This is a genomic window from Paenibacillus sp. P22, assembly GCF_000469945.2.
Taxonomy (GTDB): domain Bacteria; phylum Bacillota; class Bacilli; order Paenibacillales; family Paenibacillaceae; genus Paenibacillus_O; species Paenibacillus_O humicus.
Genome location: NZ_CBRA020000155.1, coordinates 1 through 24,861 on the forward strand (window position 1 = coordinate 1; position 24,861 = coordinate 24,861).

Below are 24,861 nucleotides of genomic sequence, written 5' to 3' on the forward strand. Positions count from 1 at the left end.
GTCTCGATTGCAGCATCATCCATGCTCTTGTCGAGGCATTTTGGCATACCAGTCTTTCATTCCATCGGGCTTGYYKTMATACACATCCGGGAGTTTCCTATTGCTGGCGCGATTTTTTCTGAAATGCCTGCCATACATGTTCCCCAAGCCTAGCCGGCATTTCTGCCGGGCAGCAGACAAACAAAATGAAAGACATGCCTTTCGGCATGTCTTTCAGGCAAATCTTTTATCTACCCGGCTGAATTCCCAACCGTCCCACACTTCTTGCCGGAGATCAAATCCGCTCGAACAACAGATACTCCGGCATACTGGCGCCTCTCCGCGATGGGATCCACCGCCGCCACCCGCGCGCCGCGCTGGACAGCGAGGCCGATGGCCGCCAGCCCGATCGGGCCGCAGCCGGTGACGGCCGCCCAGTCGCCCGGTCCCATCGATGTTCTCGCCAGAGCCGAATAAGGCGTTCCCCAGTTGTCGAAGAGGAGCGCTCCTTGCTCGTAGCTGAGCGACGGGTCCAGCAGCAGGCAGTTGCGCTCCGGCACGGCGATGCGCTCGGAGAAGCCGAAACCCATATGCTCCACTGTATTCGGACAGCGGATGAAGGCTCCCTCCAGGCATGCCGGGCATTCCCCGCAGCCTTTCACATTGTTGACCGCGACGCGGTCTCCCGGCTGCAGCGAGCGGACGCCAGGGCCGACTGCCGTCACGAGACCGGCAACCTCATGGCCGGCGACGTATTCGGAATGCCTCTCGACATTCCAGAACCATTTATCCGAGCCGCAGATGCCGCATGCCCGCACCTCGACGATGACCTCGCCGGCTCCAGCGGCCGGTTCAGGCACATCCACGACCCGCAGATCCTGCGGGCCGAATGCTTGTACTTGTTTCATCGTGCCGAATCCTCCGATCCCTGCTCTGGCTGCAAAACCTCTCCTTCTACCCTACCACAACTAGGCGGCTTGGGGAAAATGGCGCCGGCGAAAGTCCGTCCGGACCGGCTTCGATTACTCAGAAACCGTTAGTCCCCTATTCTCTCCTCTTCCGAGATGATAAAATGAATCCAACTTTTTCCATATATAGGGAGGCGATTCGATTGAATGTGTTTATTTTCGCTGCTCTCATCGTGCTCATCCTCGGTGTCATAAGCATCGATTCCCAGTTAAGACTGCTGAACAGCAAGTGGGATCGCTGGCAGAAGGAGCAAAGGCGCAGCAAGGAGGATACGTAGAGAGCCCGAATTGAAAATAGACCGCCTGGGGGCGGTCTGGACATGGATAAAGCGCGTTGCAGGAAGGTCAAAACCGAATCATCGTGCCCGCTGCTGACACCCGGCCCCATCCGGACGGAAGCAGAACCGGCCGGAAGGCCTCCATGCCTTCCGCGTTTCCGGCTTCCGCTATTCGGCGTTCGGCCTCTCCAGCCTGCTGGAGGGATCGGATCCGTCGATTCAAATCGGCATGGGGAGGCAGCTTCAGCAGCTCCGGATCCCGGGTGAATTCCGCGGTAACCTCCAACGTAAACGAGCTGGTGAAGGAGCCGCAGGTTCCGTTCTTGTACTCCATTTCCATGAGCATGACCGGGTGGGTCCCCGTCCGATGCGGCATGATTTCCAGCTCTACCAAAATGCTTTTATATTCTTTGTGGTAAATATCTCCGGCATGGATAATTTTTTCGCCGAAAATATCCTCCGCGGCAAAGCCTGTAATGCCGTCAAACCGGATGTAATCCGAGGGCTGGAGCGTCAGCTTCACTTTGCGTGCGGCAATCGCAAGCCGGCTTTGGAGCTCCTCCCGGAACAGGTCGGAAGCCTGCATGTCATGGGCGACGGGATCTTTCACCTTCTCCGAGGCCGGCTGACCGCTTGCGGCTCCTTGAGCTTCTAGGATCAGTTGAACTTTCTCTGCTCCGTCCGCCGACAAGTATGGACGGCTCCATGCGTATGTAAAGGTTACGGTTGGAATCATAAAAAATGATGTCCTCCTCGAGTATGTACGAATCCCTGCAAGATAAAAACGCTGCTTATAGAGAGTTGGTATGCGAACATATGTTCGAAAGGAGAAAAAAAAGTCCCGAAATGGGGACTTTTAGTCTAGGACATCGCCGTTTCAATGATAAAAGGGCCGTATTACCCGGGAATACCCCTCTATAGCCGCATGACAGAAACCTAAAAGAATCGTTGCTCTGAAGAGGCCCTAAAAGGAGTTCAAGCGGTTGAAGCCCTTATAAATTCAAATGCTGCGGGCTGGCGTCATCCAGGGCCTCGCTCGCCCTCTGCCGTTCGACTGTCCCATCCTCCAGCCGCAGCCAGGACTCGAACTCCCGGCTTCCCTCCGTCAGCCGAATGACGCGGGCTCCGCGCTGGAAGCCCTCCCGGCCATAGGTGGCATAACCCGACGCCCGTCCGTAGGAGAGGCGGATGCCGAGCCATTCGCCCGAGTAGTCATTGATGTGGTCATGGCCGCAAAAGGTTCCGATCACGTCGCCGGCCTCCGCCATCGCGGCGAAAAAGCCGCCGTTCACCTCGGCGCAGCATACCCGCTCATGCTTGTTGCCCGAGCAGGAGCCGGACTCCCAGGCCGCGTTGTACTCCGGCAGAGGAATGTGGAAGAAGGCCAGCGACGGCAAAGGCTCGCCCCCGGCGAGCTTCCTATGCTCCGCCGAGCGGGACAGGTACCATTCCGTCTGGTCCCGGCCGATCCAGCCGTAGCCGGGAATCCGATCGACGCGGGAGTAATCGCCGCTGTCCAGGAAGTACAGCGACGCGGCTGGCTTGCCGTCAACGCCTAATACGGCATGGTCGTAATTGCCCCAGCCGCCGATGCCCGGCTCATGACCCGTGACGCTGCCGCCGGCAGCCATCAGCTCCCGCAGCACCGCCTCGCGGCTGACGCCGCAGCCTTCCTCGGCGTCATGGTTGCCGAGCACCGCAGCCCAGGGAATGCCGCTCTCCGCCGCAGCGGAGACGACTTCGCGCACCGAGCTCAGCGGGTCTCGGCAATGCAGGCTGAAGATCAGATCGCCCGTGAAGACGATGAGATCCGGCCGCTCCGCCTTGAGCACCCTTTCCATCAAGGAACGGGTCAGCTGATCCTCAGCCTCTCCATTTTGCCAATGAGTATCCGTGAATTGAACGATCTTGAACGTGCCGTCCTTGCGGAACCGCAAGCTGCTCCCCATCTCCGCCAACCTCCTTCATCTCCTCATTCCCACAAGCTTCAATGCGCTCCGAGCGCATGATTCCTACCGTATGGCTTTCGGCGGCCATGGCGCCTTTTCCTCCCGCCGTCTTGACCGGCAGTACGATGAACGAGATGGCATGCCTTGCTTGCCTTGCACGATCGGCCCTGCTTGTCCGGCCTAGATCTGCAGTACGGGAAGATCCTGGAGCTCGACCTCCGCGGCGGCGGCGCCATGCAGCTCGAAAAGCACCAGCTCGTTGCGGCCGGACTTCAGCAGCGGAGCCGGGATATACAGCGTCCCCTGCGGACCGATCTCCCAGTAGCGGCCCAGATTGAAGCCGTTGATGCAGGCAACGCCTTTAGTCCAGCCTTTCACGTTCAGGAACGTATCCGCCGGCTCTCCCTCCACCTCGAACTCACCGCGGTAGAAGGCCGGCTCGTTCGCAGAGGCTTCAACGGCGGCATCCGCGCCGGACGGCCCGTAACTGATTCCGGACAGATCCTCCAGCGGCAGCGAACGGATCGTCCATCCGTACAGAAACTGCTGGCCGAAGCGGATGCCCTCGGTGACGCCTTTCGGATCCTTGAGCAGCGGACCGTAGTTGATGCGGCCCATATTTTCCACGAGCAGGCTTACGGTCACGCCTCCCTCGGGCACGGAGAAGCTCACCTCCCGCTCCGGATTCCAGCGCTCCAGCGTCCCCTTGTACTCGCCGTCCACGAACACCATCGCGCGGTCCCGCACCTCCTGCGCCGTCAGGCGGCTCTCTCCCCGCGGTCCGGACAGATGCGTCGTGTACAAAATGAAGCCGTAATTCTGCCCAAGCTGCTCCATCGTCTCGGGGCAGGCGCGTGTCACCGGGGCGGAAAGGCTGTCCAGGACGGAGAACAGCGGCGCCCGCTCCGTCAGGCTCACCTTGCCGTAGCCCTTGCTCGGGATAGGCTCCGGCAGCTCCAGCGGACCAAGCTCCGCGTACTTGCCGATCACCTCGCGCACCGCATGGAACTTATCCGTGATCTCCCCCGATTCGCTCACGAGGACATCGTAGTCGTAGCTCGTGATCGTCGGCTCGAACTTCTCGCCGTGGTTGGCCCCGCTGTAGAAGCCGAAGTTCGTGCCGCCGTGGAACATGTAGAAGTTGACCGAAGCGCCGGCGGCCAGCATTTCATCCAGCACCTGTGCCGTGTCGGCGGCGTCGCGGGTATGATGCTCCTCGCCCCAGTGGTCGAACCAGCCGTTCCAATACTCCATGCACATGAGCGGCTGATCCGGCTGCGCCTTCAGCAGATCTCCGAACGCCTCGTCCGGGCGCGAGCCGAAGTTGACCGTCTCCCATACCCCGTCGACCATGCCGCCCTGCAGCATGAAGTCGCAGGGACCGTCGGAGGTGAACAGCAGCACGTCCACCCCGCGGTTGATCAAGCCATCCCGCAGATGAGCCAAGTATTCCTTGTCGTTGCCGTAGCTTCCGTATTCATTTTCAATCTGCATCGCGATGACCGGCCCGCCGTTCGTCGTCAGCAGAGGCACCAGCCTGGGGATCAGCTCGTCGTAATAGGCGTCTACCTTGTCCAGAAAAGGCTTGTAGGCGCAGCGCAGCCGCATGTTCCCGTCCTTCAGCAGCCAGGCGGGCATGCCCCCGAACTCCCATTCCGCGCAAATATAAGGACTCGGCCTGACAATGACATGCAGTCCGAGCTCTCCCGCCGTCCGGATATAGCGCTCGATGTCCGCCAGACCGTCGAAGTTGAACCGGCCCTCTACGGCCTCATGCAGATTCCACGGCACATACGTTTCCACCGTGTTGAAGCCTGCCGCCTTCAGCTTCAGCAGCCGGTCCCTCCAATACTCCGGCACCACGCGGAAGTAATGGATCGCGCCGGAAAGGATGCGGATCTCCTGATTTCCCAGCATCAGCTTGGGACCTTGAATGGTCAGACGGGTCATACGGACAGCTCCTCCTTGGGATGGACTTCTGGCGATGCTTCGGCAGCCCGCGCCATGTCCGGTTCTTTTCCTTATCGTATCGGGCTGGGAGCGACTTCAACAATGCACAAAGTCCGCAATTTCTTAACCATTTGTCGCAAGAGACCCTTATACTGGTTGTAGATGCACGACCGTAGATCCATCCCCCGAGAGGAGCCTATGCAGCATGGAGCGCTTGTTCGCCTTCCAAAACCGATCCGACACCTTGCAGCTGTATGGCTGCCATTTCGGCCTCAAGCCGGCCGGCTGGTCCTATGACAAGCATCATCATCATCTCTATGAGCTGTTCTGCTGCATGGACGGCTCGGCGGTGCAGGAAATGCAGGGCGGCTCCGTTCCGCTCGCTCCGGGCGACTGGTTCCTGCTGCGTCCCGGCGTCAGCCATACTCTGGCCAATGCCGGCACGGGTCCGCTCGCCTTCTTCAACTTCCACTTCGACCTCGACGATCTGGAAGTGCGCGGCCGGCTGGGAGCCGCACCGTTCCGGCTCATTCCCGGAAGCCATGCCTCCGACAGCGGACTGCCCGGCTGCGTGGCCGGACTGGAGAGCCTGCTCGGGCAGCAGCTCATCGGCGATCGAGATTCGGCCCTCCCGGACAGCGGCCCCCGCAGCCAAGCCATCCCGCTCGGGCTGCATCAGCAGCTTGCCTTCCAGTCCGCGATCCTGGCGATACTGGGCGAGATCATCCGCCTGCTGGMAKMGRYKMSGSAGCCKGAAGCTCTACCGCGCCATCGTCGGCGAGGGAGCGGTCATCGAGCCTGGCGTCGTCATGGGATCCCCCGACAGTCCGGACATCGCCGTCGTCGGCAGCGACGAGAAGATCAGCAGAAGTCCAAAACTTCAGGAGGTGGAGCAGCCATGATCAACAAAGCGATGGGCGTCGTGAACCTTATCCACGAGACGGATGAGCTGGAAGGCCTCACGTCATACCGCTGCCCGGCTACCGTCCCGTTCGGGGCCAGATACAGGCTGATCGACTTCACGCTCTCCAGCATGGTCAACTCCGGCATCCACAAGGTAGCCGTGTTCGCCCATACGAAGTACCGCTCCCTCATGGACCATCTGGGATCCGGCCGTCCTTGGGATCTGCATACGAGGCAGAGCGGCCTCTTCATTCTTCCGCCGGCTTCGGACAGCATCCAGGAGCTCAGCCGGGGAGACCTGTTCCACTTCTACCAGCATCGCGACTATTTCCAGCGCTGCAAGCTGGAGTACGTCGTCGTGACCCGCAGCCAGATGGTGTGCAACATCGATCTCGACGCGGTGCTCGATTACCATGAGCAGATGAACGCCGACGTTACCGTCGTCTGCAAGCAGCAGGCCGACATGCTCGGCGGCAAGACGCGCAAGGTCGAGCTTGCCTCCGACGGCCGCGTCGTTCAGATGCAGGACCATTTCGGCAATATGGACAGCTCGCTTCATTCCATGGAGATCTATGTCATGAAGAAGGATCTTCTCATGGATCTCGTGCAGACCTCGCTGGCGCAGGGGCAGGACCATCTGGTCCGCCACGCGATCCTCTCGCGCCTGGACAGCCTGCGAATATACGGCTATCTCTATGAGGGCTTCCTCGGCGTCGTCAATACGGTGGAATCCTACTACCGCACGAGCATGGAGCTGCTTCGCCCCGAGGTGTGGAGGGAGCTGTTCTTCCAGCCGGGGTCGGTCTACACCAAGACCAAGGATGAGCCTCCTACCCGTTATCTCGAAGGAGCGATGACGGGCAATTCCCTGATCGCCAATGGCTGCAGGATCGAAGGGACCGTCATCAACAGCGTGCTGTTCCGCGGCGTCCACGTCGGCAAAGGCGCCGTCATCCGCAACAGCATCGTCATGCAGAACGGAACGATCGGAGCGGGCACCCGGCTTGACCGGGTCATATTGGATAAGGAAAGCAGCGTTGAAGCCGACCGCGACATCCGCGGCGCGGAAAGCATGCCTTTCGTATCCGGCAAGAGAAAGACCATTTAATGGTCTTTTCTCTTATCGGGACCTTTTTCTCTCTAGAGGGAGGTCGCCTCCTTCCAGCCGAGGTCCATCTTATCTAGCAATTGCAGCTTTTTTCTCTAAAAGCGAATAGAATGACTCTTCCAAACCGATACTAGATGATAGAAAGACAGGCGGGCGGCCGGCAGGCAGGAACAGCTGCCGCCGCTTGCGCTGTCCAGGAGGGAACCTGCCGTGAATGTATTGTTCGTGACATCGGAGGCTGTGCCCCTGGCTAAGACGGGCGGCCTTGCCGACGTGGTCGGCGCATTGCCCAAAGCTTTGCTGGAAAACGGGGTGGGAGCCAGCGTAATCCTGCCCAAATATGAAAGCATCCCTTGGAAGCATCTGCAGCATTTCGAGACGATCGACACGTTCTCGGTCCAGATGGGATGGCGGATGCAATACTGCGGACTTCTCCGGGGAGAGGTCGGCGGAGTCGTCTATTATCTCATCGACAACGAGCATTACTTCCGCCGGGGCGGACTGTACGGCTACGGCGACGATCCGGAGCGCTTCGTGTTCTTCAGCATCGCCGTGCTCGAAGCGGTCCGCAGGATGGACACCCGCTTCGATGTGCTGCACTGCCACGATTGGCAGGCGGGGCTCGTGCCTTTCCTGCTCAAGCGCCGTTACTTCCAGGATGAGGTTCTGGGCGGCATCCGTACCGTATTCACGATCCATAACCTGCGGTATCAGGGCATATTCGGCCAGCAGGAAATGATGGATATGATCGGGATGGGGCCGGAGATTTTCAGCGAAGGCGGCCTGGAATTCCACGGTGCGGCGAGCTGCATGAAGGGCGGACTTCTCTACGCGGACAAGCTTACGACCGTAAGCCCGAGTTATGCCGAGGAGATCAAGACCGCTTATTACGGGGAAGGGCTGGACGGCCTTCTGCGCTGGAGAGCGGCCGATCTGGCGGGCATCGTCAACGGCATCGACACGGCCGACTTCGATCCGGCTGCGGATGAGGCGCTCCACGCCAAGCTGGGCGGCTCCGCTCCGTACAAGCTGGCCAACAAGCTCGCCCTGCAGCGGGAGATGGGCCTGCCCGAGAGGGCGGACGTTCCGGTCATCGGCATCGTGTCCCGGCTGGTGGAGCAAAAGGGCTTCGACCTGATCGACGCCGTCTTCGGCGAGCTGCTCGAAGAAGACGTGCAGTTCGCGATCCTCGGTTCCGGGGAATGGAAATACGAGGAGATGTTCCGTCAGGCCTCGCATTCCCGGTATGACAAATGCAGCATCCGCACCGGCTTCGATGACGGGCTCGCGCGCCGCATCTACGCCGGCTCCGACCTGTATCTCATGCCGTCCCAGTTCGAGCCTTGCGGCCTCAGCCAGCTGCTGGCGCTGCGCTACGGAACGGTGCCGATCGTGAGAGAGACGGGAGGGCTGAAGGACACCGTCCAGCCTTTCAACGAATACACTGGGGAAGGCAACGGTTTCAGCTTCGCGCATTACAACGCCCATGACATGCTGTATACCATCCGCAGGGCGTTGCATTATTACCGCAACGAACAAGCTTGGAAGGTGATCGTCAGCAACGGCGAGAAGGACGATTACAGCTGGAGCCGTTCCGCCAAGTCCTACATCGGCCTCTACGAACAACTAGCACCTGAGCGGAAGGAGAAGGAATCATGGCCCGTCACCTTGTAATCGGCAACGGAAAAATGCTTCTCAACCTTGACCATAACAGCTACATCCGGGACATCTATTATCCGTACGTCGGACAGCTCAACCATGTCGGCGGCCAATACTGCCGCCTCGGCATCTGGACCGAGGGTCAATTCAGCTGGCTGGAGGATTCGGCCTGGGAGTCCAAGCTGGACTATATCGAGGATTCTCTCGTCACCAACGTCAACGCCCGCCATGGCGGGCTCCAGACGGAGTTGCAGATGAACGACGGCATCCATCAGCGCGAATGCATCTACCTCAAGCGAGTCGTCATCCGCAACCTGTCGGACAGAGAGAGGGAATACCGGCTGTTCTTCCACCAGGATCTCATGATCGACGGATCCGAGGTTGGAGATACGGCCGCCTACTATCCCGACAACCATACGCTGTTCCACTACAAGCGCTCGTCGTATTTCATGTTCAACGGATTTTCCGACGAAGGCGGCATGACCCAGTATTCGACCGGAATCAAGCGGTTCCATTCGGCGGAAGGAACATGGAGGGACGCCGAGGACGGCACCCTCATGGGCAATGCGATCGCACAGGGCTCCGTCGACAGCACGATCAGCTTCCGCACTGTCGTTCCGGCGGGCGGCGAGAAGACGGTCTATTACTGGATGTCGATCGGCAAGAGCCTGGAAGAGGTCAAGGAGCTGAACCAGTACGTCCAGGAGAACCATCCCGAGAAGCTGCTCAGCCGCATCGTCATCTACTGGAACCACTGGCTGGGCAGGGCGGAGAGGGATCTGGGCGACCTGCCTCCGGAAGTGGCGCGGATGTTCCGCCTCAGCCTGCTCATGGTGAGGACGCAGACCGACGAGCGGGGCGCCATCATCGCGGCCAACGATACCGATATCCTTCAGTACAACCGGGACCATTACAGCTACATGTGGCCGCGGGATGGAGCGCTGGTCGCCGATGCGATGTCGCTGGCAGGCTATCAGAGCGTGATCGCGCCGTTTTTCCACTTCTGCTCGCAGGCGCTTACTCCGGAAGGATATCTGTACCATAAATTCAATCCGGACGGAACCGTAGGCTCCAGCTGGCATCCTTACATGGTTCAGGGAACCAAGCGGCTCCCGATCCAGGAAGACGAGACGGCGCTTGTCCTGTTCGCGCTCTGGAGAGACTACAAGCGCCATCAGGTCATCGAGCTGCCCCAGTCGCTGTACAGCAGCCTCATCCGCAAGTCGGCCGCCTTCCTGAGCAGCTACATGGAGCATTCGATGTCGCTGCCGAAGCCGAGCTACGACCTGTGGGAGGAACGCTACGGCATCTGGACGTATACGACCGCTTCCGTATATGGAGGCCTCATGGCGGCAAGCTTCTTCACGGAGCTGTTCGGCGATTACGAGCGCAGCGACCATTACCGCCGCACCGCCGAGGAGATCAAGCAGGGCATGCTGACCCATCTATGGGATGAGGACAGCGGCCGGTTCGCCCGCGGACTCGTGCAGAAGGACGGGCGCTGGGTGAAGGACATGACGCTGGAGAGCAGCTTGTTCGCCGTTCTGGAGTTCGGCGTGCTGCCGGCGACCGATCACCGTGTCATCGGCACGATGCAGGCGATCCGGGAAGGGCTGGCGGTGCGTACCGAAGTCGGCGGCATCGCCCGTTATACGAACGACTATTACTTCCAGCAATCCGGGGAGATCGACCGGGTTCCTGGGAACCCATGGATTATCTGCACGCTGTGGGTGGCCAACTTCGAGATCGAGTCGGCGACGAGCCTGGCCGAACTGGAAGCTCCCAGGCGCACGCTGGAGTGGGTCGTCCGCCAGTCGCTGGAGAGCGGCGTCCTGCCGGAGCAGCTCAATCCCTATGACGGCTCGCCGCTGTCCGTCGCTCCGCTCACCTGGTCGCATGCGACCTTCGTGCAGAGCGTGAGCAAGTACGCGGCCAAGTACAAGGAGCTTGCGGGAAGCGCGGGCCCTGTATAAACTGGATAGGATGGTTTCAGTCCCGGTTCCTTTTTGGAGCCGGGACTTGTTTTCGCCCTGAACAGAGGAAGGATGATGAACATGAAAAGCATGGAGACGGATCGATTGATTTTGCGGACGGCGGAGCCGGGGGATGCGGCTGCCGTAGCTTCGTATGCGCGCCGCAACCGCGAGTTTCTGGAGCCGTGGGAGCCGCTGCGCGACGAATCCTTCTATTCGTTGACCGCACAGCGGAAAATGCTGGAGGCGGACCGGGCCGAAATGGAAGCGGGCCGAATGTGCAAGCTGTGGATTTTTTTGAAGGAAGATCCCGACACCGTCATCGGCTCGGTCGCTCTCAGCAATATCATCCGCGGCGTGTTTCAGAGCAGCACATTGGGCTACCGGCTGGACAGCGGACTGCTTGGCAGAGGGTATATGCCGGAAGCCGTCAAGGCGATTGTCGACTACGGCTTCGGCGTCCTGAAGCTGCATCGGATCGAGGCCAATATCATTCCGCGCAACGAAGCCTCTCTCTCGGTCGTGCGCAAGCTGGGGTTCCAGGAGGAAGGGCTGGCCCGCAAATATTTGAAGATCAACGGAAAATGGGAGGACCATTATCATATGGTGCTGCTCAACGAAGCTCTCGAAGCGGAAGAGGAGCAGGCGGCCGGCCGCTCGGGCCGATAGGAAGCAGCCGCGGGGAAGAGCGGTTGCGGAATTGGACCGCGGTTGTTGCGGGCCTCTATGCGGCAACCCCCCGGTTCACGGGCGGCTTCCGATTCCGTCCGCCTCGTCCGGTGAGCGGATGAAGCGTCGGAGTCCGGCACCGATGCTCACCTCGGGGTAAGTATGTGAACGGAAAGTGCGTACTTATGCGACGGCGCAACGCCGGCTATACTCAAAAGCGTACAAAACCGAACGCTCGAGGAGGGCCGATCCTATGAAAACACTTGTCGTCGTCACGCATCCCGGCATCGATACATCCGTCGTCAATCGGCGCTGGCTGGAAGAGCTCCGCAAATACCCCGACCGCTACACGGTCCATGAACTGCATAAAGCCTATCCGGATGGAAATATCCAGGCAGAGAAGGAGCAGGAGCTGATTGAAGCGCATGGCCATCTTGTCCTGCAGTTCCCGATCTACTGGTTCAGTTCTCCTCCGCTCCTTAAAAAGTGGCTGGACGATGTGTTCACTTACGGATGGGCGTACGGGTCGAAGGGAGACAAGCTAAGAAATCGAAAAACAGCCTTGGCTGTAACCGCAGGAGGAACGAGGCTGGATTTCAGCGAAGAAGGAAAGCTCCGCTGCGGGCTTGACCGGATTCTGTCCCCATTCGAAACGACGTTCCGTTACTGCGGTTCCGATTATCAGGACTTCTATGCCTTCTACGGCGCCGAATACGAGACGGTGGAGAATGCGGACTACCTGAAGCGGCTGGACCGGAGCGCGCAGGGCTATATTGAATTTCTCAGCCGGCTTTAACCGGCAGCAACCAAAAAAGCAGTCCTCCTGCCCATGGAGGGACTGCTTTTTTGGCCTGGATGCCGCTATGTCGGAAGATGGGCCGTCTCCGCCTGCTCGGCCGGCTTGACGTTCTTCTCTCCCCAGTCGCACATCATATCCATCACGGGAATGAGCGACTGCCCTTTCTCGGTCAAGGAATACTCCACCTTGGGAGGAATCTGCGGAAATTCCTCGCGACGGACGAGACCGTCCGTCTCCAGCTCCTTCAGCATGACGGATAAGGTTTTAAAGGATATGGTGCCGATTCCCCGCTGCAGCTCGTTGAAGCGCATGACCTTATATTGGGAGAGCCAGTACAACAGAGTCATTTTATATTTGCCGCAGATGACGGACAAGGTGTAGTCGAAGCCGGTATCCTTCATCTGGATGCCGGACGGAGCGCAGCTTGTTTTATCCATGCACGATTACCTCCTTATGGAACATCGCTCAAGGCCGCCTCTCCGGTCAGGGCCTCGTTTTTCTTTGGACAGGCTGCTGCCGGGAAGGATGGCGTCATGGACTCATCCTATCATTTCAAAACGGACAGCTCAATGCCTTGCCGGTTCCTTCCTCCGGGAGCGCATTCCTCCTGAACGTCCTGCGCCTCCACTTGCATGGAGATGCGCTCTTGACCTTGACGCCGCGTCAAGGCGCATGATGGTTGCGGAGGCGATGACATGACCAGAGATGCACAGTACTACAGCAGGGGAGAAGCAGCCAATTACGACGCGCTGATCGGCGCTCAGCGAAGCCTGCTTCCGGTTTTGCGGAAGCTGGCCGATCCGAGCGGCAAGCGGATCGCGGATTTAGGCGCAGGAACCGGCCGGCTGACGCTGCAGGTTCTGCCTGTGGCGGCTTCCGTCGCGGCGGTGGACACATCGGAGCAAATGCTGGACAGGCTCCGGGAAAAGCGGGCTTGCAGCCTGAGGGCAAGCTGAAGCTGGCCGTGGCCGATCATGCCGGCACGGGGCTGGACAGCTGTGCTTACGATCTCATTCTGGGCGGCTGGTCGATCTGCTACGGCGTAGCCCCGTCACAGCAGGGGTGGGAGCAGAGGCTGGCGGCGATAGAGTCGGAGATGAACCGGATCGGGATTCCCGGAGGCGACGTCGTGCTGTTCGAAAATTATGGAACGGCTGCCGAAGAGCCTGCTCCGCCGGAGCATTTGCTGCCGTATTTCCGAAGCCTTGAAGAGCGGTATGGATTCAAGAGGACCGTCGTCAGAGTCGATTACCGCTTTGCGGACGTTCGGGAGGCAGCGGCGAGGACAGGCGCCTTTTTCGGGCCGGAGACGGCGGAGAAGGTCAGGCGGAACGGCTGGAGCATCGTGCCGGAATTCGCCGGCGTGTGGCATCGCAAGCTGGAGTGAAGATTGGATCGGCTTATGGTGAGCGCAGCATGTTCCAAGGAGAACGGTGCCGATGCCCGCCGGCGCCTTGCGCCGGGCTTGTCCGCAAGCGCATGAAGCTTGCTCCGAGCGTATTTCCACAGCCGTCCTGAAAACGCCCCGCCGCTCTGAAAAGGCACCCGGAAAAGCCACGCAGCGCCAAGCCGAACCCGCAAGCGTTCCGCCAAGCTTATCCATGTAACGAGGCTGTACGGAAAGCGCAGCAAGCAGCTCCCGGAACCTTCCGGGAGCTGCTTTTTCGGCTCCATCTCTATGCTAAATGAAGAAAGCTCGGGAGATGATGACGAGCAGGATGAATAGAACGAGAATGACCCCTATGCTCGATCCCCAATAAGGTCCGCAGCCGGCGGCTGCTCCTGCAACAGGATAACCCATCAAGCATACCTCCTGTAACATGGATTCATTTGAAGCTGACAGCCCTGCGCCTAGCGCAGCAGCTTAAGCTTCACAATGACAATGTATGCGGGAAGCGGGCTTATGGACATAGTCAATTGTCCCGGGTCGTCGTAACGGCCTCGCCGCTCGAAGAAGGATTTTCGCTGCCGGACGGGCCTGCGGAGGCTCCATCGTTTTCGTTGTGGGCCGTCTCGATCGCCTGCGACAGAGCCGGATTGGGAACGGAGGTGGAGCCGAGACTGTAGGCATACTGGCGGAAGTGCTTGAGCCTGGATTCCATCAGCGTATCCATGGCGTTGCCAGTAAGGACGACGGAAGCGCTGCTGCAGGTAATGATGTTGACCGTGCCTACCATGATGCTTGGATTCGGGTTGACGGTCCGCGTTCGGATGTCGGCAGCGTCGGCGCTTTCCTCTTGCGGAAGGCTGAATGGCGTGCTGAACAAGTCGTAGCTGGCGAAATCCACCTCTCCTCCGGCTCGGTTGTCCAGCTGGCGCTGGACGGCAAGGCCGGAAGATTTGGCGCTGATCGACGCCGAATCTCCGAACTGGATGACGGAGGAAAGCCCGGTATTGATCAGTTGAAACGACCCGACGTACGAAGTTCGAATCGATGCGTCGTTTTCGATCATGGGCTTATCGTGATGGAGCCGTTCGGGCTGACGAAGCTGGAGCCGTTCCCAAATGGAATCGTTGAACCCGAGGCGGATTCGGCCTGCCCCGAACCTCCGGTTCCTGTCAGAGGAACGACGGTCTGGCCTCCCTCGTTCTGGATGGCGCCGGCTTGCGTCGAGCCTTCGGCTGGAGCCGGAAGCGGGGCGAAGGGGCCGATGATGACGGATTCCGGAGGGGTGTCGAAAATGGAATAGAGCGTGATGCTGTCGGTATCGCCGATTTGAAGCAATGAAGCTGCGGCGACCCCGACAAGCTCCAAGCTTCCCACGCAAAGCATATGATTCGTAATGTTCACATTCATGGACATTGCCATCATCCTTTCGGGTGCTTAGCCAAGTTTTGCACGTAAGCGGTCAAGGCCAGCTCCGCATCCCTTATCGTCCGCTCGGAAGCCTTGCGGAGAAGCTGGCGGACTTCCAATCTTTCGGCTGGAGGGAGCGATTGCTGCTTGGATTGCTCGTCGGCCATGTAGTGGCGGATTCTATCCGGGATTTGCCGGCGCACATCTTCGATGACCATTTTTTGGTGATAAGGATCCATTTGCAGCTTCAAGGCCTTGGCTTCCCGGCTCATCGCATCCTGCGCCAGCGTATTCAAGTAAGCATCCACCGATGCCCTCACATCGCCGAAGCCGGGCAGGCTGCCGGTTGCGGCTGAAGGGACCGCAACCGGAGAAGGCGCGGTTTGTCCCGGAGGGACAGGCGGAATCCCGTCGGCTGCAGGCGGGACTGCGGAGAAGCCGGGAACTTGGGAGCCGGGGAACGGATTGGCGCCGCCAAATGAACCGAAACCCGGCGGCATGGCGGCTGCAGGGCCATTGAAGCCCGGACCCGAAAAACCGGGAGGAAATCCCGCTCCCGAAGGCGCTCCAAGCATAGACGCACTTGGGAATCCCGGCGGAGAGACAGGAACCGGGCCATGTCCGGGAACGGCGCCGACCTCCGGAAGGACGGTGGAGCCTTGCATCGTAACCGTATTATTGCCATTGGCTCCAACAGAAGGCTGGACGACAGTGGCTGCGAAGGACTGCGAGGGCGTGGGGGCAGAGGGCGGGACGATCGCAGCAGCACCGGGACTTGGAGGTCCCGGCGCATTCGTACCTTTGAGGGATGACTCCGGAATGGGAAGCGGGTAGACGGAGGCGCCGCCATTGACGACCTTTTGCGGAACCGACAGCTGCCCGAACTCCTGCATTTGCGACTCTGAAGGCGTCGTCATGCCGATATTCAGCGTTCCGTCCAGCTGTTCGACCTTCAGCTGATCGAAGTTGTATTCCAGCTTCTCGATCGTGTAGGCCGGCTTGCTCTCCGCCTGCTGAAGTCGTTCATCCATGCTTTTCATATATAGGAACATTTGCGAAATCTGCTGCTGCTGGATTCTTGAGCGAAGCAGTATCGATGCCAGGCAGGCCTGCAGGCAGACTGGATTTTGCAGATCGCCTGCGCATGAGACGAAAGGGTCCGCAGCCATCCCTGCCGTCCATCCTTCTCCAGGACCGCCAGCTCCGGCTGCGGAGTCCGCTACGATGGGAAAGGGAGGCGACGTAAAAGGCCACCCCTCATAGTTTTGCCATTTGCTTACCCAGTTGGGATCAATCGATTGGAGGTACCCGACCAGGGAGGCTTCATTGAATCCGGGGGGCAATCCGGCGAGGGCCTCAGGCGATAAGGGACTATTCCCGCCCGGTCCTGCAGCAGCTGCGGCACCGGCTGCATTCGGAGAAGCTCCTCCTCCATCTGCTGCACCTGCTGCAGCCGGCATTCCGCCGGAAGCGGACATTGGCCATGGGGCCGCCTGAGGGCCGGGCCAGCCTCCGGATTGCGGCGGAGGCTGGAGCTGTCCGACCGGATACGGCGAGGTGAAGCCGCCGGACGGATATCCGGCAGGCGGAAAGCTGCCGGGAGCAGGCATGCCCGCCTGAAAGGCTCCCCCAGGCTGTCCTCCTAGCGGAAAGCTTGCACCGGAGGAGGCTTCATAAGGGAAATTTCCGCTCGACATCGCCTTCAGGGCAGGTACGGATCCGAGCGAAGGAATCGGCCCGCCGAGCCCGGGCATCAGGCCGGTCATGCCCGGTATGCCTCCTGCAAGGCCCGGCAGCGATCCGCCCATGCCTTGGGCGGCGAGGCCGGCGAAGCCCGGCATGGCGCCCGGAAGCTTGAGTCCGGGCCAGCTGCCGCCAGCGCCTGGCCATCCTAATCCTTTGCCGATCTGAGGGAGCAAGCCCATGCCGCCGTAGGAGGAGCCGAATGGAAAGGGCCGGTTCTCCGGATGCTGCTGCAGGCTGGCTGGCGATTGGGAAGAACGATCGCCGTTTTCCATCGTCTGAATCCTCCTCTCGCGTCAGCTAGGTTTGGGCAGAGGAACGAAATTCAGCGCGTCAGCCCCTTCGTTGGATGTCAATTGCTCGGCAGGCTGGCTGAATCCTCCTGAATTGTACAGCTGGGATATAGGACGAATGGAGCCGGCGCTGCCGATCTGAAGAACGGAGCTGTTGGCGACGCTGTCTACGCGAAGCTGATGGATCGTAATGGACTGATGGACGGTCAGATTCATATAATGTTCGTTCCGGATCCGATTTCGTTATTGGAGTTATCCTGAAGATCGGGGTCCAGGGTATTGGTGGCGCTGAGTCCGTTGTTGGCGTTCGTCAAGCCCCCGGTCAGGAACGATCCTGAACCTGCATAGGTTTTGGAGGAGCTGGACGGCGATATTTGGACGGTATCTCCGAACTGGACAACGGCGCTGGAACCGACGCTGACGATGTTGACGAAACCGACGGCAGCAGGCATTCTCAATCACCTCATTCTCGCTTGAATCGCGGCAGGGCCGGAGAACCGGGCTGCCGTCCATACCCCACTATATGCGGCATTCGCCCAAATGTTCCGGGATGCGCGGGCCTCGGCTCGAAAGCTGTCACTTGATCGAGCCGGCCTGCATAGGCTGGAGCATAGCGGAGGGAGGTTCTGCCCGTGGGCAGCAAATGGGATCAGATGCAGGAATGGCTCGCTCGCCAGCAGCTGCCCAAAGGCTTCGAAGCGATGAAGGAGCCGGAGTGGGTGGCGCGCATCGTCAAGCAGATGATGGAAGGCGCGCTCAGCGGCAATCCGACTGCCGGCTTGTCGGGCATGCAGGATACCGCGGACAAAGCCAAGAAGGGCGAGAATTTCAAAGCGGGCATTTCTTCGCTCGGGGCGGAGTGGTCGGAAAACAAGGATTACTTGCTGCTCAAGCTTCCTCTGCAGGGGGATGCCGACGCCGAGACGCTCCGGGTCAGAGTGAAGGAGGAGCGGCTGCGCATCGAGGGCTTGCCGGGACGACGTCCGCAAAGCCTGCAGCTGCCTGCTCCCGTCCAGCCCCGTTCCACGCGGGCAATCGTCAAGGGAGGCGTTCTCCGGGTTCGTCTGAAGAAGAAGTCTCCGTCGAAATACATCGATGTCTTCATCGAGGAAGGTCCGGATTAAGGATCCGGACCTTGGGCTTGTTGCGTTTGGCAAACGCTTCCCTTATGATTCTAGTGGACGGATTTTACATAAGGGAGTGTCGCCGGTGACCGCCGTTGATGTCAGCAATGTTTCTCCGGGCTTGTTCGTGCTCGGAGCCGTATTCATCCTGCTTATCTTTTCGCTTCTCAGCCTTGGCGTATTGAGGATGTTCCAGCAGCGCTTCCGTGCCGGCTGGTTCTATTTCGCAGGAGGCGCTGTCAGCGCAGTCGTCATGTACATCCTGTTGGATCTATGGTATATCTAGCTGGAAGCAGTCGGGCCTTGAAGGCCCTTTTTTTTGTTTCCGTCCGGCTTCAGTTCCTTAGCGGCCCGAGGCCTGTCCCGGCAGGCGGCAGCGCCCGACAGCCGGCTGGTTGACAGGGAATGGAAGGCGCAGGTATAGTGGAATGAGTGAGAAGAAACCGGAGGTACCTTATACCGATGAAGTAAGCCCGCGTGATCCCATGAAGCCAACAGAGCGAATGCTGCCAGTTGACGGGATACGTGCGCCGGTTTAAGGGTCTTTCTTTCAGGATATGCCGTCTTCCGATCATCGGGATTCGAGGCATGGTCCTGTATCCTTATCCCCATATGCACCACTATCCGGACCGCTGCGCAGCTGCGGTTTTTTTATTATTTCCGGGGATGGGGATGAGAGCATGACCTTATGGATCCAAGCAAAAGGAATAAGCAAGGAATGGAACGGCAAGACGTTATTCCAGGGCGTCGATCTGGAGCTGCGCGCGGGGGAGCGCGCCGCCTTGTTCGGCAGGAACGGCTCTGGCAAGACAACTTTGCTGACGGGCCTGCGCGGCGGGATCGAATTCGATTCCGGATCGGTATACCGAGGCTGTCCGGTCGCCGACTGGGGCTTGATGGAGCAGCATGATGAGCAGGATGTCGGCGAGCTTTCCTTGATCGACTTCGTCCGGATGGGCGACCCTTCCCGGTATGAGATCTGGAGGAGAATGACGGAGGGAGCGGCCGTCATGGCGGCTACGGACGGAGCGGCAGGCCTGGATGATTACGCCGAGGCTGCCGAGGCGTATGCAGCTAGGGACGGTTACGGCTGGGAGCTCGAGGTGGATCAGGCGTTGAGCCGGCTCGGGCTAGGCGGTCTGGAGGGCGGGCAAACATACGGCAGCCTGAGCGGCGGGCAGAAAACCCGGGCCAAGCTGGCGAGGCTGATGGCGGGCCGCCCGCAGCTGCTCATGCTTGACGAGCCGACGAATCATCTGGACGAGGAATCGCTCGTCTTTCTGGAGCAGTGGCTGGCTGCGTTTCCCGGCGCGGTATTGTTCGTCTCTCACGACCGTGCTTTCATCGATCATGTGGCGACGCAGGTGCTGGAGCTGCGCGAGGACGGTCTGGGCGTATACCCGGGCGGTTATACCGCTTATCGGGAAGCCAAGGAAACGGAGCGCAGGACGATGGAGGCCAAAGTCCGCAAAGAGAAGCAGGAGCGGCAAAAGCTGATGGAATCCATCCGCAGGTATCAGCAGTGGTTCGATGCCGCCCATAAGGCTGCGGGGCAAAATGATTTTTTGAGATCCAAATCCAAGAAAAACGTCTCCCGGCTCCATGCCAAGGAATCTGCGCTCGAACGGCTGGAGCAAGGAGCTGCGCATGCTCCCGTCGACAAGCCGCGCCTCAAGATGATGCTCGAGGACGATGGATTCGAGGCGGCACGGTTCATGAGGCTGGAGGAGGTCGGGTTCGCCTATGGATCCGCCAAGCCTCTATTGAGCCGGTTCAGCCTCACGATCAGCCGCGGCGACCGTATCGCGATTCTGGGACCGAGCGGCAGCGGGAAGTCGACGCTGCTGAAGCTGCTATCGGGAGAGCTGAAGCCATGCGAAGGCCGAAGATCATCCCATCCGAAGATGAAAATCGGTTATTTCTCCCAGGAGCTCGACCGTCTTCCGAACGAGGCTGCTTTGCTGGACATGATGCTCGGCTTGCCGGACATGACCCAGTCGGAAGCCAGGACGCTGCTTGGCGCGTTTCTATTTTCCCGCGAGGACGTGCACAAGAGGATCGGGGACCTCAGCATGGGAGAGCGATGCCGCGCCGCCTTTCTCCGGCTGATGCTGGGCGGCTCGAATCTGCTGCTGCTGGATGAGCCGACGAATTACCTCGACATCGAGTCCAGGGAAGTCGTGGAGGCTTCGCTGCGCAGCTACGACGGGGCGATGGTGCTGGCGACGCATGACCGGGCGCTGCTGAAGTCTTCCGTGAACCGGCTCCTGGTTTTCGAGGAAGGGGGAAAGGGCAACCCCCTTCAGTATCCGGGAAGCTACGAGGACTATCTGGAGAGCAAGGCGGAGCGGCAGCGGGACAACGGCGGCAGGAGCGACGGGCAAAGGCTTGCCGGCCTAGAGCTGGCCGTCCTGATGAGCGCGCCGGAGCCTGAGGAAGAGGAGGAGCGCCAGGCTTTCCGCAGGCGGCTGATGGAGCTGCGCCGGCGAGCCGGGCTGTGACGGCTGTGACCGGGCAATTGCAAGCGGATGTTCTCATGGGCATGGATCGTCGTCCAGCCGGGCGATGAGGAATATCCATCGACGACATGAATGAGCGAGACGCATGCGGGAAACCGGAAGCAGCCTGGCAAGTCTTGCTAACGGCGGCCGGTTGAGGTAAAGTCGAAGCTAGTTTGTTCCAAGTGGATGGAGCCGAAAAGGGGTAATGGTCGTGTGGCAGAAAATATGGTTTGTCTCCAACATGGGGTTCGTGGCGATGCTGGTCTGGTATATGTTTCTTCAGAGGGCTTACGCGGATGCCTTGCATCGCGGGGCTGATACGGCGCAGGCGGCCAAATACCGGCGCCGCAGGCTGATGGCGGGAATAGCGGCGCTTGTGCTGTTCGTCGTCATGGCCGGAGCCTTCATTACGAACATGAGAGTCAACGGAACGCGCTGAGGCATGTGTCCAATTCATGGCAATTCCGGCCTTGAGCGCAACTTTCTCCCGAAATGGCCGTCAAATGTCTACTGTACAGGGGCTTTGCCCCGTGAGCGGAAGCAGTTGGACAGACAGCAGTTGGACAGTTAAAGGAGACTAGCAATGAAATCGCTCAAATGGCTTTTGGTTTTGACCCTCTTCACCATGCCTCTGCTGGGAGGAATGGGGCGCGCGACGGCTCAAGGAGCATCGCAGACGCTCGTGATGACAAAAAACAGCAAAACGATGTTTTTGAACGGAACCGCCTTTACTGCGGCTCAGCCGTTCGTCATGAAAAACGGAGTATCCTACGCGCCGTTCAGCTCGCTGGCGGCGCGTTACGGCTTCCAGGTATCCTATGATGCCGCGGCCAAGCAATCGATCGCCCGCAGCGCCGCGGGAGAGATCCGCTTCAAGATGAATACCAAGGAAGTAACCGCCTACGGAACCAAAATGACAGGCCAGGCGAATACGTACTCCGAGAACGGGTCGCTCATGATTCCGATCCGCACCTGGGGTCTGGCGACGGGAAGCCGCGTGAGCGCTTCCGGCGCTCAGGTCACCCTGCAATGGGACACGAAGCCGAGCGCGGCGTTCGCCGTATCTCCGGCCAAAATCTATGCGGGCGACTATGTCACCTATTTGGACCGCTACAGCTCTCCTTCTGGCCAGCCGATCATCAACGAGGAATGGACGGGACGCGAGGAAGTGTTCGCCGAGCCAGGCACGTACACCATTTCCCGCATCGTTCAGGATGCCGCCGGGCAATGGAGCGATCCCTACACGGTGACGATCAAGGTGCTTGCCCCGAACCAGCCTCCCGTCGCGGACTTCACCACGGACAAGACGGTATACCGGATCGGCGAGAACGTCCGCTATAACGATCTCAGCACGGACGACAACAACGCGATCGCCAAACGCAACTGGATCGGCCAAGCGGATGTCTTCTTCGAGGCGGGAGACAAGACGATCACCTTGGAAGTCATCGATGACCAGGGCTTGTCCTCCACGATCAGCAAGACGATCACGGTATCGACGGAGGTCCTGTATACGAAGGACCAGTACGACAAGCTGTTCAAGCCGGTAGGCGGCGTATTCGGGGTCGATGCCAAGTCGGTGCTCGATATTCCGACCGTATCGTATGACTTCCACTCGGAGCCTTCCCGCTTGATCCGCAGCAACAGCCCGGAGCGCTGGACGAGCGAAGGCATCGCTTACGACGATCAGTTCTCCGGCGACATCCGCCTGCTGTTCCACAACGTGAACAATATCGGATATCCCGTCAAGATGTATCTGATCGCGACGAATGAAGGCAACTACACCGCGAAGTTCGGCTTGAAGAATTTCGGAGCCGGCGGGCCGGACCAGTACGAGGTCAATACCGGCAAAATGTCTACGGTCCGGTATTTGAACTCCGTCATCTCGCCGAGCCCGATTACGTATACGAGCATCAAGCCGGGACAGTCCGTGCAGGTGCTGAAGGAAATCTCGGCTTCCGCCATCAAGTCGAATCTGATCTACTCGGCCTACGCCGACGTGACCTCCGATCAGACGCTGCGGTTCCGTGTCGTCGTTGTCGCGGAGAAGACGGACCCGCTCAAGGTGCTCGAGAGACTGCCGCTCATGGATGCGGACGGCAAGCATACCCGGGGCTCCTTCAACAACGCTACGCGCGCGATCGACGTTCCCGGCGTGCTCGGCTACACTCCGCAGCGCATCGTGCTGGGAGACAACAAGCTGGATCCGTATCTGGACGGGTACGACAATACGACCGGCTCCCTCCAGCTCAACATCGGCAACTTCGGCGTTCTGTACAAGATGAACATCAAGCTGTCGCCGCGGACGCTGGTCGCCTTGAACCCTCGCGGAGGCTTGTACACGGGAGCGTTCGTCGTCAACGGGCAGCTGATTCCCGTGCCGGCATCCGGAGTGCTCAAGGATCAAGGCGAAGCGATGGTGCTGTACCGTTCCGGAGACAGCACGGAGACGATCAGTCTCGTCTATCTGATCGCATCCGGCAGCAACCTGCCGATCACGATGATCTTCCAGCCGCTGCCGGCGATCAAGAATTAGGCAAGAAACCGGAAATGGACTCTTTGCCGCATCTCGACTCGAGATGCGGTTTTTTTGCGGAAATTTCCAGCGGGCGGATGTACAATGGAGCCATGGAACAGGAGGAGGGACAGGAATGGAAACGACGGAAAAGGGGTACGTGTTCAGCGACAGCAAGGATCGGCTTGATCCGGCGTGCATTGAACGCTTTTTAGGCGAGAGCTATTGGGCCAACGGGAGAGACAGGGCCGCGATCGCGAAGTCGATTGAGAATTCCCTCTGTTACGGCATTTACCGGGAAGGCGCTCAAGTCGGATTTGCCCGCGTAGTGACGGATGACGCGACGATGTACTGGCTGTGCGACGTTTATATCGATTCCGGACATCGCGGCCATGGACTCGGCCGAAGGCTGGTCGAGCTGATCACGTCCTCCGACAGGCTCCGCAAGCTGAACGGAAGCCTGGCGACGAAAGACGCGCACTCCCTGTACGAGAAATACGGATTCGAACGGTCCGGGCCGATGTTCATGAGAAGGCCTGGAACGAAAGGATAAGGAAGGAGAATGACGATGACGAAGCCGATGGAAGTGTTGTTTATCCGGCATGGCCAGGGAGTCCACAATACGGATATACCGGAACGTTTGAATGTCGAGCATCCTCCCTTGACCGCCAAGGGCATGGAACAGGTCGCCGCTATCCGCGATTTTGTCTCGATCGGTCCGAAGGATATCGTTATCGCCAGTCCGACGGTCCGGACGCTGCAGACCGCACGGCTGCTCGCCGGCGGCAGGCCGGATATTCGGCTGCTGGTGTCGCCCCGCGTCGGCCCAAGAATGTTTCCGATGCCGGAAAATCCTTCCGCCAGCGAGGTCAGATGCGACCGGATTTATCCGCGGCCGTCGATCCAAGCCGAGTTTCCCGAATTCGGCTGTCTGGAGAGCGATCCCGAGGAACTGTGGGACGGAAGGCTCAATACGATGGACCGCCAGGCATTCCGGACCGAGGCGCTGCAGCTTCTCCGCGATGCTCATGCGGCGATAGGCGAGGAGGGCGGAGGGAGGGCCGTAATCGTTTCCCATGACGGGACGATCACCTCGTACAGGGAAGCTCTCGGCGAAGATCGGCTGACCCGGGACGATTTTCTCGGGGAAGCGGGCATTCACATCATGAAGTGGATGGAGTGAATTATCATGAAGCTGGAAGGCATCAACCACATCTGCTTTTCCGTGTCCGACCTGGACAGGTCCATCGCGTTTTACGGCAAGGCATTCGGAGCGAAGCTCCTGGTGAGGGGGCGCAGCCTGGCGTATTTCGACCTTGGCGGGCTGTGGATCGCTCTGAATGAGGAGAAGGAAATCCCCCGGGAGGAAATCCGGCTGTCCTATTCGCATCTCGCCTTTTCGATGGAGACCGTCGAGCTGGACGATGCGGTCAGGCGCCTGGAGGCGATCGGAGCCGAAGTGCTGTCCGGCAGGGAAAGGGATGAACGGGACCGCAGGTCGGTCTACTTCCGCGACCCGGACGGCCATATGTTCGAGTTCCACAGCGGGACGCTGCGGGACCGGCTGGATTATTACCGGGAGACGAAGCCCCATATGGTCTTCGGCGAGCCGGAATAATCGGCGGAGCGAAAGGCTGATTTTTCATTTGAGCTGAC

Annotated in this window: 26 protein-coding genes and 1 pseudogene; 16 read left to right on the plus strand and 11 right to left on the minus strand. The window is 59.6% G+C overall.

The features are described from left to right. Positions 1-230 precede the first annotated feature (230 nt). Entirely contained in the window at positions 231-887 is a 657-nt protein-coding gene (locus BN871_RS19600) for a zinc-binding dehydrogenase (protein ID WP_048748445.1), read from the minus strand. Positions 888-1,090: 203 nt separating this feature from the next. On the opposite strand from BN871_RS19600, the gene BN871_RS29755 reads away from it, so the two are divergent. Further along, positions 1,091-1,225 (plus strand): hypothetical protein, encoded by a 135-nt coding sequence (locus BN871_RS29755; protein WP_021881241.1) that lies wholly within the window; start codon positions 1,091-1,093, stop codon positions 1,223-1,225. Between the two features lie 67 nt (positions 1,226-1,292). Here BN871_RS29755 and BN871_RS19605 read toward each other — a convergent pair whose 3' ends face one another. The 3 genes from BN871_RS19605 to BN871_RS19615 all read right to left on the minus strand — a co-directional run bounded on the left by BN871_RS19605 (position 1,293) and on the right by BN871_RS19615 (position 5,124). After that, on the minus strand, positions 1,293-1,961 hold the full coding sequence (locus tag BN871_RS19605) for a hypothetical protein (protein WP_048748446.1): 669 nt from the start codon (positions 1,959-1,961) through the stop codon (positions 1,293-1,295). Positions 1,962-2,217: 256 nt separating this feature from the next. Continuing rightward, positions 2,218-3,174: a metallophosphoesterase family protein gene (locus BN871_RS19610; RefSeq protein WP_048748447.1), complete on the minus strand. Its 957-nt coding sequence runs from the start codon at positions 3,172-3,174 to the stop codon at positions 2,218-2,220. A 180-nt stretch (positions 3,175-3,354) separates the two neighbouring features. Continuing rightward, on the minus strand, positions 3,355-5,124 hold the full coding sequence (locus tag BN871_RS19615) for a beta-galactosidase family protein (RefSeq protein WP_048748448.1): 1,770 nt from the start codon (positions 5,122-5,124) through the stop codon (positions 3,355-3,357). 205 nt (positions 5,125-5,329) lie between these two features. Between BN871_RS19615 and glgD the strand changes: the two are divergent. The 5 genes and pseudogenes from glgD to BN871_RS19640 all read left to right on the plus strand — a co-directional run bounded on the left by glgD (position 5,330) and on the right by BN871_RS19640 (position 12,232). Continuing rightward, a pseudogene (gene glgD / locus BN871_RS27065) lies at positions 5,330-7,135 on the plus strand (glucose-1-phosphate adenylyltransferase subunit GlgD). 210 nt (positions 7,136-7,345) lie between these two features. Next, complete coding sequence (gene glgA, locus BN871_RS19625; RefSeq protein ID WP_048748449.1) at positions 7,346-8,809, plus strand: glycogen synthase GlgA; 1,464 nt, start codon at positions 7,346-7,348, stop codon at positions 8,807-8,809. Beyond that, a complete protein-coding gene (locus BN871_RS19630) occupies positions 8,791-10,767 on the plus strand; it encodes a glycoside hydrolase family 15 protein (RefSeq protein ID WP_048748450.1) in 1,977 nt (658 codons plus the stop codon). Before glgA ends, BN871_RS19630 begins: the two co-directional genes overlap by 19 nt. Positions 10,768-10,848: 81 nt before the next feature. After that, the gene (locus BN871_RS19635) at positions 10,849-11,436 is read left to right on the plus strand and encodes a GNAT family N-acetyltransferase (RefSeq protein ID WP_232313209.1); all 588 of its coding nucleotides are present in this window, start codon (positions 10,849-10,851) and stop codon (positions 11,434-11,436) included. Between the two features lie 253 nt (positions 11,437-11,689). Beyond that, positions 11,690-12,232, plus strand: a complete 543-nt coding sequence (locus tag BN871_RS19640) for an NAD(P)H-dependent oxidoreductase (protein WP_048748451.1) — start codon at positions 11,690-11,692, stop codon at positions 12,230-12,232. A 65-nt stretch (positions 12,233-12,297) separates the two neighbouring features. Here the strand turns inward: BN871_RS19640 and BN871_RS19645 are convergent, their stop codons facing one another. Then, positions 12,298-12,672: a helix-turn-helix domain-containing protein gene (locus BN871_RS19645; RefSeq protein ID WP_021879230.1), complete on the minus strand. Its 375-nt coding sequence runs from the start codon at positions 12,670-12,672 to the stop codon at positions 12,298-12,300. A 258-nt stretch (positions 12,673-12,930) separates the two neighbouring features. On the opposite strand from BN871_RS19645, the gene BN871_RS19650 reads away from it, so the two are divergent. Continuing rightward, positions 12,931-13,191, plus strand: a complete 261-nt coding sequence (locus tag BN871_RS19650) for a class I SAM-dependent methyltransferase (RefSeq protein WP_048748452.1) — start codon at positions 12,931-12,933, stop codon at positions 13,189-13,191. Continuing rightward, positions 13,170-13,622 carry a hypothetical protein gene (locus BN871_RS19655; RefSeq protein WP_048748453.1) on the plus strand — a complete coding sequence of 151 codons (453 nt, stop codon included), beginning with the start codon at positions 13,170-13,172 and terminating at the stop codon, positions 13,620-13,622. Before BN871_RS19650 ends, BN871_RS19655 begins: the two co-directional genes overlap by 22 nt. Positions 13,623-13,916: 294 nt before the next feature. Here the strand turns inward: BN871_RS19655 and BN871_RS27070 are convergent, their stop codons facing one another. The 6 genes from BN871_RS27070 to BN871_RS19680 all read right to left on the minus strand — a co-directional run bounded on the left by BN871_RS27070 (position 13,917) and on the right by BN871_RS19680 (position 17,520). Further along, on the minus strand, positions 13,917-14,036 hold the full coding sequence (locus tag BN871_RS27070; protein ID WP_021879232.1) for a YjcZ family sporulation protein: 120 nt from the start codon (positions 14,034-14,036) through the stop codon (positions 13,917-13,919). Positions 14,037-14,148: 112 nt separating this feature from the next. Beyond that, positions 14,149-14,688 carry a spore germination protein GerPE gene (locus tag BN871_RS19660; protein ID WP_021879233.1) on the minus strand — a complete coding sequence of 180 codons (540 nt, stop codon included), beginning with the start codon at positions 14,686-14,688 and terminating at the stop codon, positions 14,149-14,151. Next, the gene (locus BN871_RS30000) at positions 14,685-15,038 is read right to left on the minus strand and encodes a hypothetical protein (RefSeq protein ID WP_069202423.1); all 354 of its coding nucleotides are present in this window, start codon (positions 15,036-15,038) and stop codon (positions 14,685-14,687) included. Before BN871_RS30000 ends, BN871_RS19660 begins: the two co-directional genes overlap by 4 nt. Positions 15,039-15,043: 5 nt before the next feature. Next, positions 15,044-17,050 (minus strand): spore germination protein GerPC, encoded by a 2,007-nt coding sequence (gene gerPC / locus BN871_RS19670; RefSeq protein WP_048748454.1) that lies wholly within the window; start codon positions 17,048-17,050, stop codon positions 15,044-15,046. A 21-nt stretch (positions 17,051-17,071) separates the two neighbouring features. Further along, positions 17,072-17,284 carry a spore germination protein GerPB gene (locus BN871_RS19675; RefSeq protein WP_048748455.1) on the minus strand — a complete coding sequence of 71 codons (213 nt, stop codon included), beginning with the start codon at positions 17,282-17,284 and terminating at the stop codon, positions 17,072-17,074. Further along, positions 17,281-17,520, minus strand: a complete 240-nt coding sequence (locus tag BN871_RS19680) for a spore germination protein (RefSeq protein ID WP_021878205.1) — start codon at positions 17,518-17,520, stop codon at positions 17,281-17,283. The genes BN871_RS19675 and BN871_RS19680 overlap by 4 nt, the downstream gene beginning before the upstream one ends. 180 nt (positions 17,521-17,700) lie before the next feature. Here BN871_RS19680 and BN871_RS19685 point away from each other — a divergent pair, with 180 nt between their 5' ends. The 8 genes from BN871_RS19685 to fosB all read left to right on the plus strand — a co-directional run bounded on the left by BN871_RS19685 (position 17,701) and on the right by fosB (position 24,823). Next, entirely contained in the window at positions 17,701-18,192 is a 492-nt protein-coding gene (locus BN871_RS19685) for an Hsp20/alpha crystallin family protein (protein ID WP_021878206.1), read from the plus strand. A gap of 85 nt (positions 18,193-18,277) precedes the next feature. Further along, positions 18,278-18,478 (plus strand): hypothetical protein, encoded by a 201-nt coding sequence (locus BN871_RS19690; protein ID WP_021878207.1) that lies wholly within the window; start codon positions 18,278-18,280, stop codon positions 18,476-18,478. A gap of 394 nt (positions 18,479-18,872) precedes the next feature. Further along, positions 18,873-20,693: a ribosomal protection-like ABC-F family protein gene (abc-f, locus tag BN871_RS19695; RefSeq protein ID WP_048748456.1), complete on the plus strand. Its 1,821-nt coding sequence runs from the start codon at positions 18,873-18,875 to the stop codon at positions 20,691-20,693. Between the two features lie 211 nt (positions 20,694-20,904). Further along, complete coding sequence (locus BN871_RS19700; RefSeq protein WP_076356618.1) at positions 20,905-21,132, plus strand: hypothetical protein; 228 nt, start codon at positions 20,905-20,907, stop codon at positions 21,130-21,132. Positions 21,133-21,276: 144 nt separating this feature from the next. Further along, on the plus strand, positions 21,277-23,226 hold the full coding sequence (locus BN871_RS19705; RefSeq protein WP_048748457.1) for a stalk domain-containing protein: 1,950 nt from the start codon (positions 21,277-21,279) through the stop codon (positions 23,224-23,226). Between the two features lie 115 nt (positions 23,227-23,341). After that, entirely contained in the window at positions 23,342-23,758 is a 417-nt protein-coding gene (locus tag BN871_RS19710) for a GNAT family N-acetyltransferase (protein ID WP_048748458.1), read from the plus strand. Positions 23,759-23,773: 15 nt separating this feature from the next. Continuing rightward, the gene (locus BN871_RS19715) at positions 23,774-24,388 is read left to right on the plus strand and encodes a histidine phosphatase family protein (RefSeq protein ID WP_198158073.1); all 615 of its coding nucleotides are present in this window, start codon (positions 23,774-23,776) and stop codon (positions 24,386-24,388) included. 6 nt (positions 24,389-24,394) lie between these two features. Further along, on the plus strand, positions 24,395-24,823 hold the full coding sequence (gene fosB / locus BN871_RS19720) for a metallothiol transferase FosB (protein ID WP_048748459.1): 429 nt from the start codon (positions 24,395-24,397) through the stop codon (positions 24,821-24,823). Positions 24,824-24,861 lie beyond the last annotated feature (38 nt).

Bases quoted from the DNA above. Each gene is read 5' to 3' on its own strand.
- BN871_RS19600 (WP_048748445.1), bottom strand. From the start codon at position 887: ATGAAACAAGTACAAGCATTCGGCCCGCAGGATCTGCGGGTCGTGGAT.
- BN871_RS19605 (WP_048748446.1), bottom strand. From the start codon at position 1,961: ATGATTCCAACCGTAACCTTTACATACGCATGGAGCCGTCCATACTTG.
- BN871_RS19610 (WP_048748447.1), bottom strand. From the start codon at position 3,174: ATGGGGAGCAGCTTGCGGTTCCGCAAGGACGGCACGTTCAAGATCGTT.
- BN871_RS19615 (WP_048748448.1), bottom strand. From the start codon at position 5,124: ATGACCCGTCTGACCATTCAAGGTCCCAAGCTGATGCTGGGAAATCAG.
- BN871_RS19630 (WP_048748450.1), top strand. From the start codon at position 8,791: ATGGCCCGTCACCTTGTAATCGGCAACGGAAAAATGCTTCTCAACCTT.
- BN871_RS19635 (WP_232313209.1), top strand. From the start codon at position 10,849: ATGAAAAGCATGGAGACGGATCGATTGATTTTGCGGACGGCGGAGCCG.
- BN871_RS19640 (WP_048748451.1), top strand. From the start codon at position 11,690: ATGAAAACACTTGTCGTCGTCACGCATCCCGGCATCGATACATCCGTC.
- BN871_RS19645 (WP_021879230.1), bottom strand. From the start codon at position 12,672: ATGGATAAAACAAGCTGCGCTCCGTCCGGCATCCAGATGAAGGATACC.
- BN871_RS19650 (WP_048748452.1), top strand. From the start codon at position 12,931: ATGACCAGAGATGCACAGTACTACAGCAGGGGAGAAGCAGCCAATTAC.
- BN871_RS27070 (WP_021879232.1), bottom strand. From the start codon at position 14,036: ATGGGTTATCCTGTTGCAGGAGCAGCCGCCGGCTGCGGACCTTATTGG.
- BN871_RS19660 (WP_021879233.1), bottom strand. From the start codon at position 14,688: ATGATCGAAAACGACGCATCGATTCGAACTTCGTACGTCGGGTCGTTT.
- BN871_RS30000 (WP_069202423.1), bottom strand. From the start codon at position 15,038: ATGTCCATGAATGTGAACATTACGAATCATATGCTTTGCGTGGGAAGC.
- gerPC (WP_048748454.1), bottom strand. From the start codon at position 17,050: ATGGAAAACGGCGATCGTTCTTCCCAATCGCCAGCCAGCCTGCAGCAG.
- BN871_RS19675 (WP_048748455.1), bottom strand. From the start codon at position 17,284: ATGAATCTGACCGTCCATCAGTCCATTACGATCCATCAGCTTCGCGTA.
- BN871_RS19680 (WP_021878205.1), bottom strand. From the start codon at position 17,520: ATGCCTGCTGCCGTCGGTTTCGTCAACATCGTCAGCGTCGGTTCCAGC.
- abc-f (WP_048748456.1), top strand. From the start codon at position 18,873: ATGACCTTATGGATCCAAGCAAAAGGAATAAGCAAGGAATGGAACGGC.
- BN871_RS19705 (WP_048748457.1), top strand. From the start codon at position 21,277: ATGAAATCGCTCAAATGGCTTTTGGTTTTGACCCTCTTCACCATGCCT.
- BN871_RS19710 (WP_048748458.1), top strand. From the start codon at position 23,342: ATGGAAACGACGGAAAAGGGGTACGTGTTCAGCGACAGCAAGGATCGG.
- BN871_RS19715 (WP_198158073.1), top strand. From the start codon at position 23,774: ATGACGAAGCCGATGGAAGTGTTGTTTATCCGGCATGGCCAGGGAGTC.
- fosB (WP_048748459.1), top strand. From the start codon at position 24,395: ATGAAGCTGGAAGGCATCAACCACATCTGCTTTTCCGTGTCCGACCTG.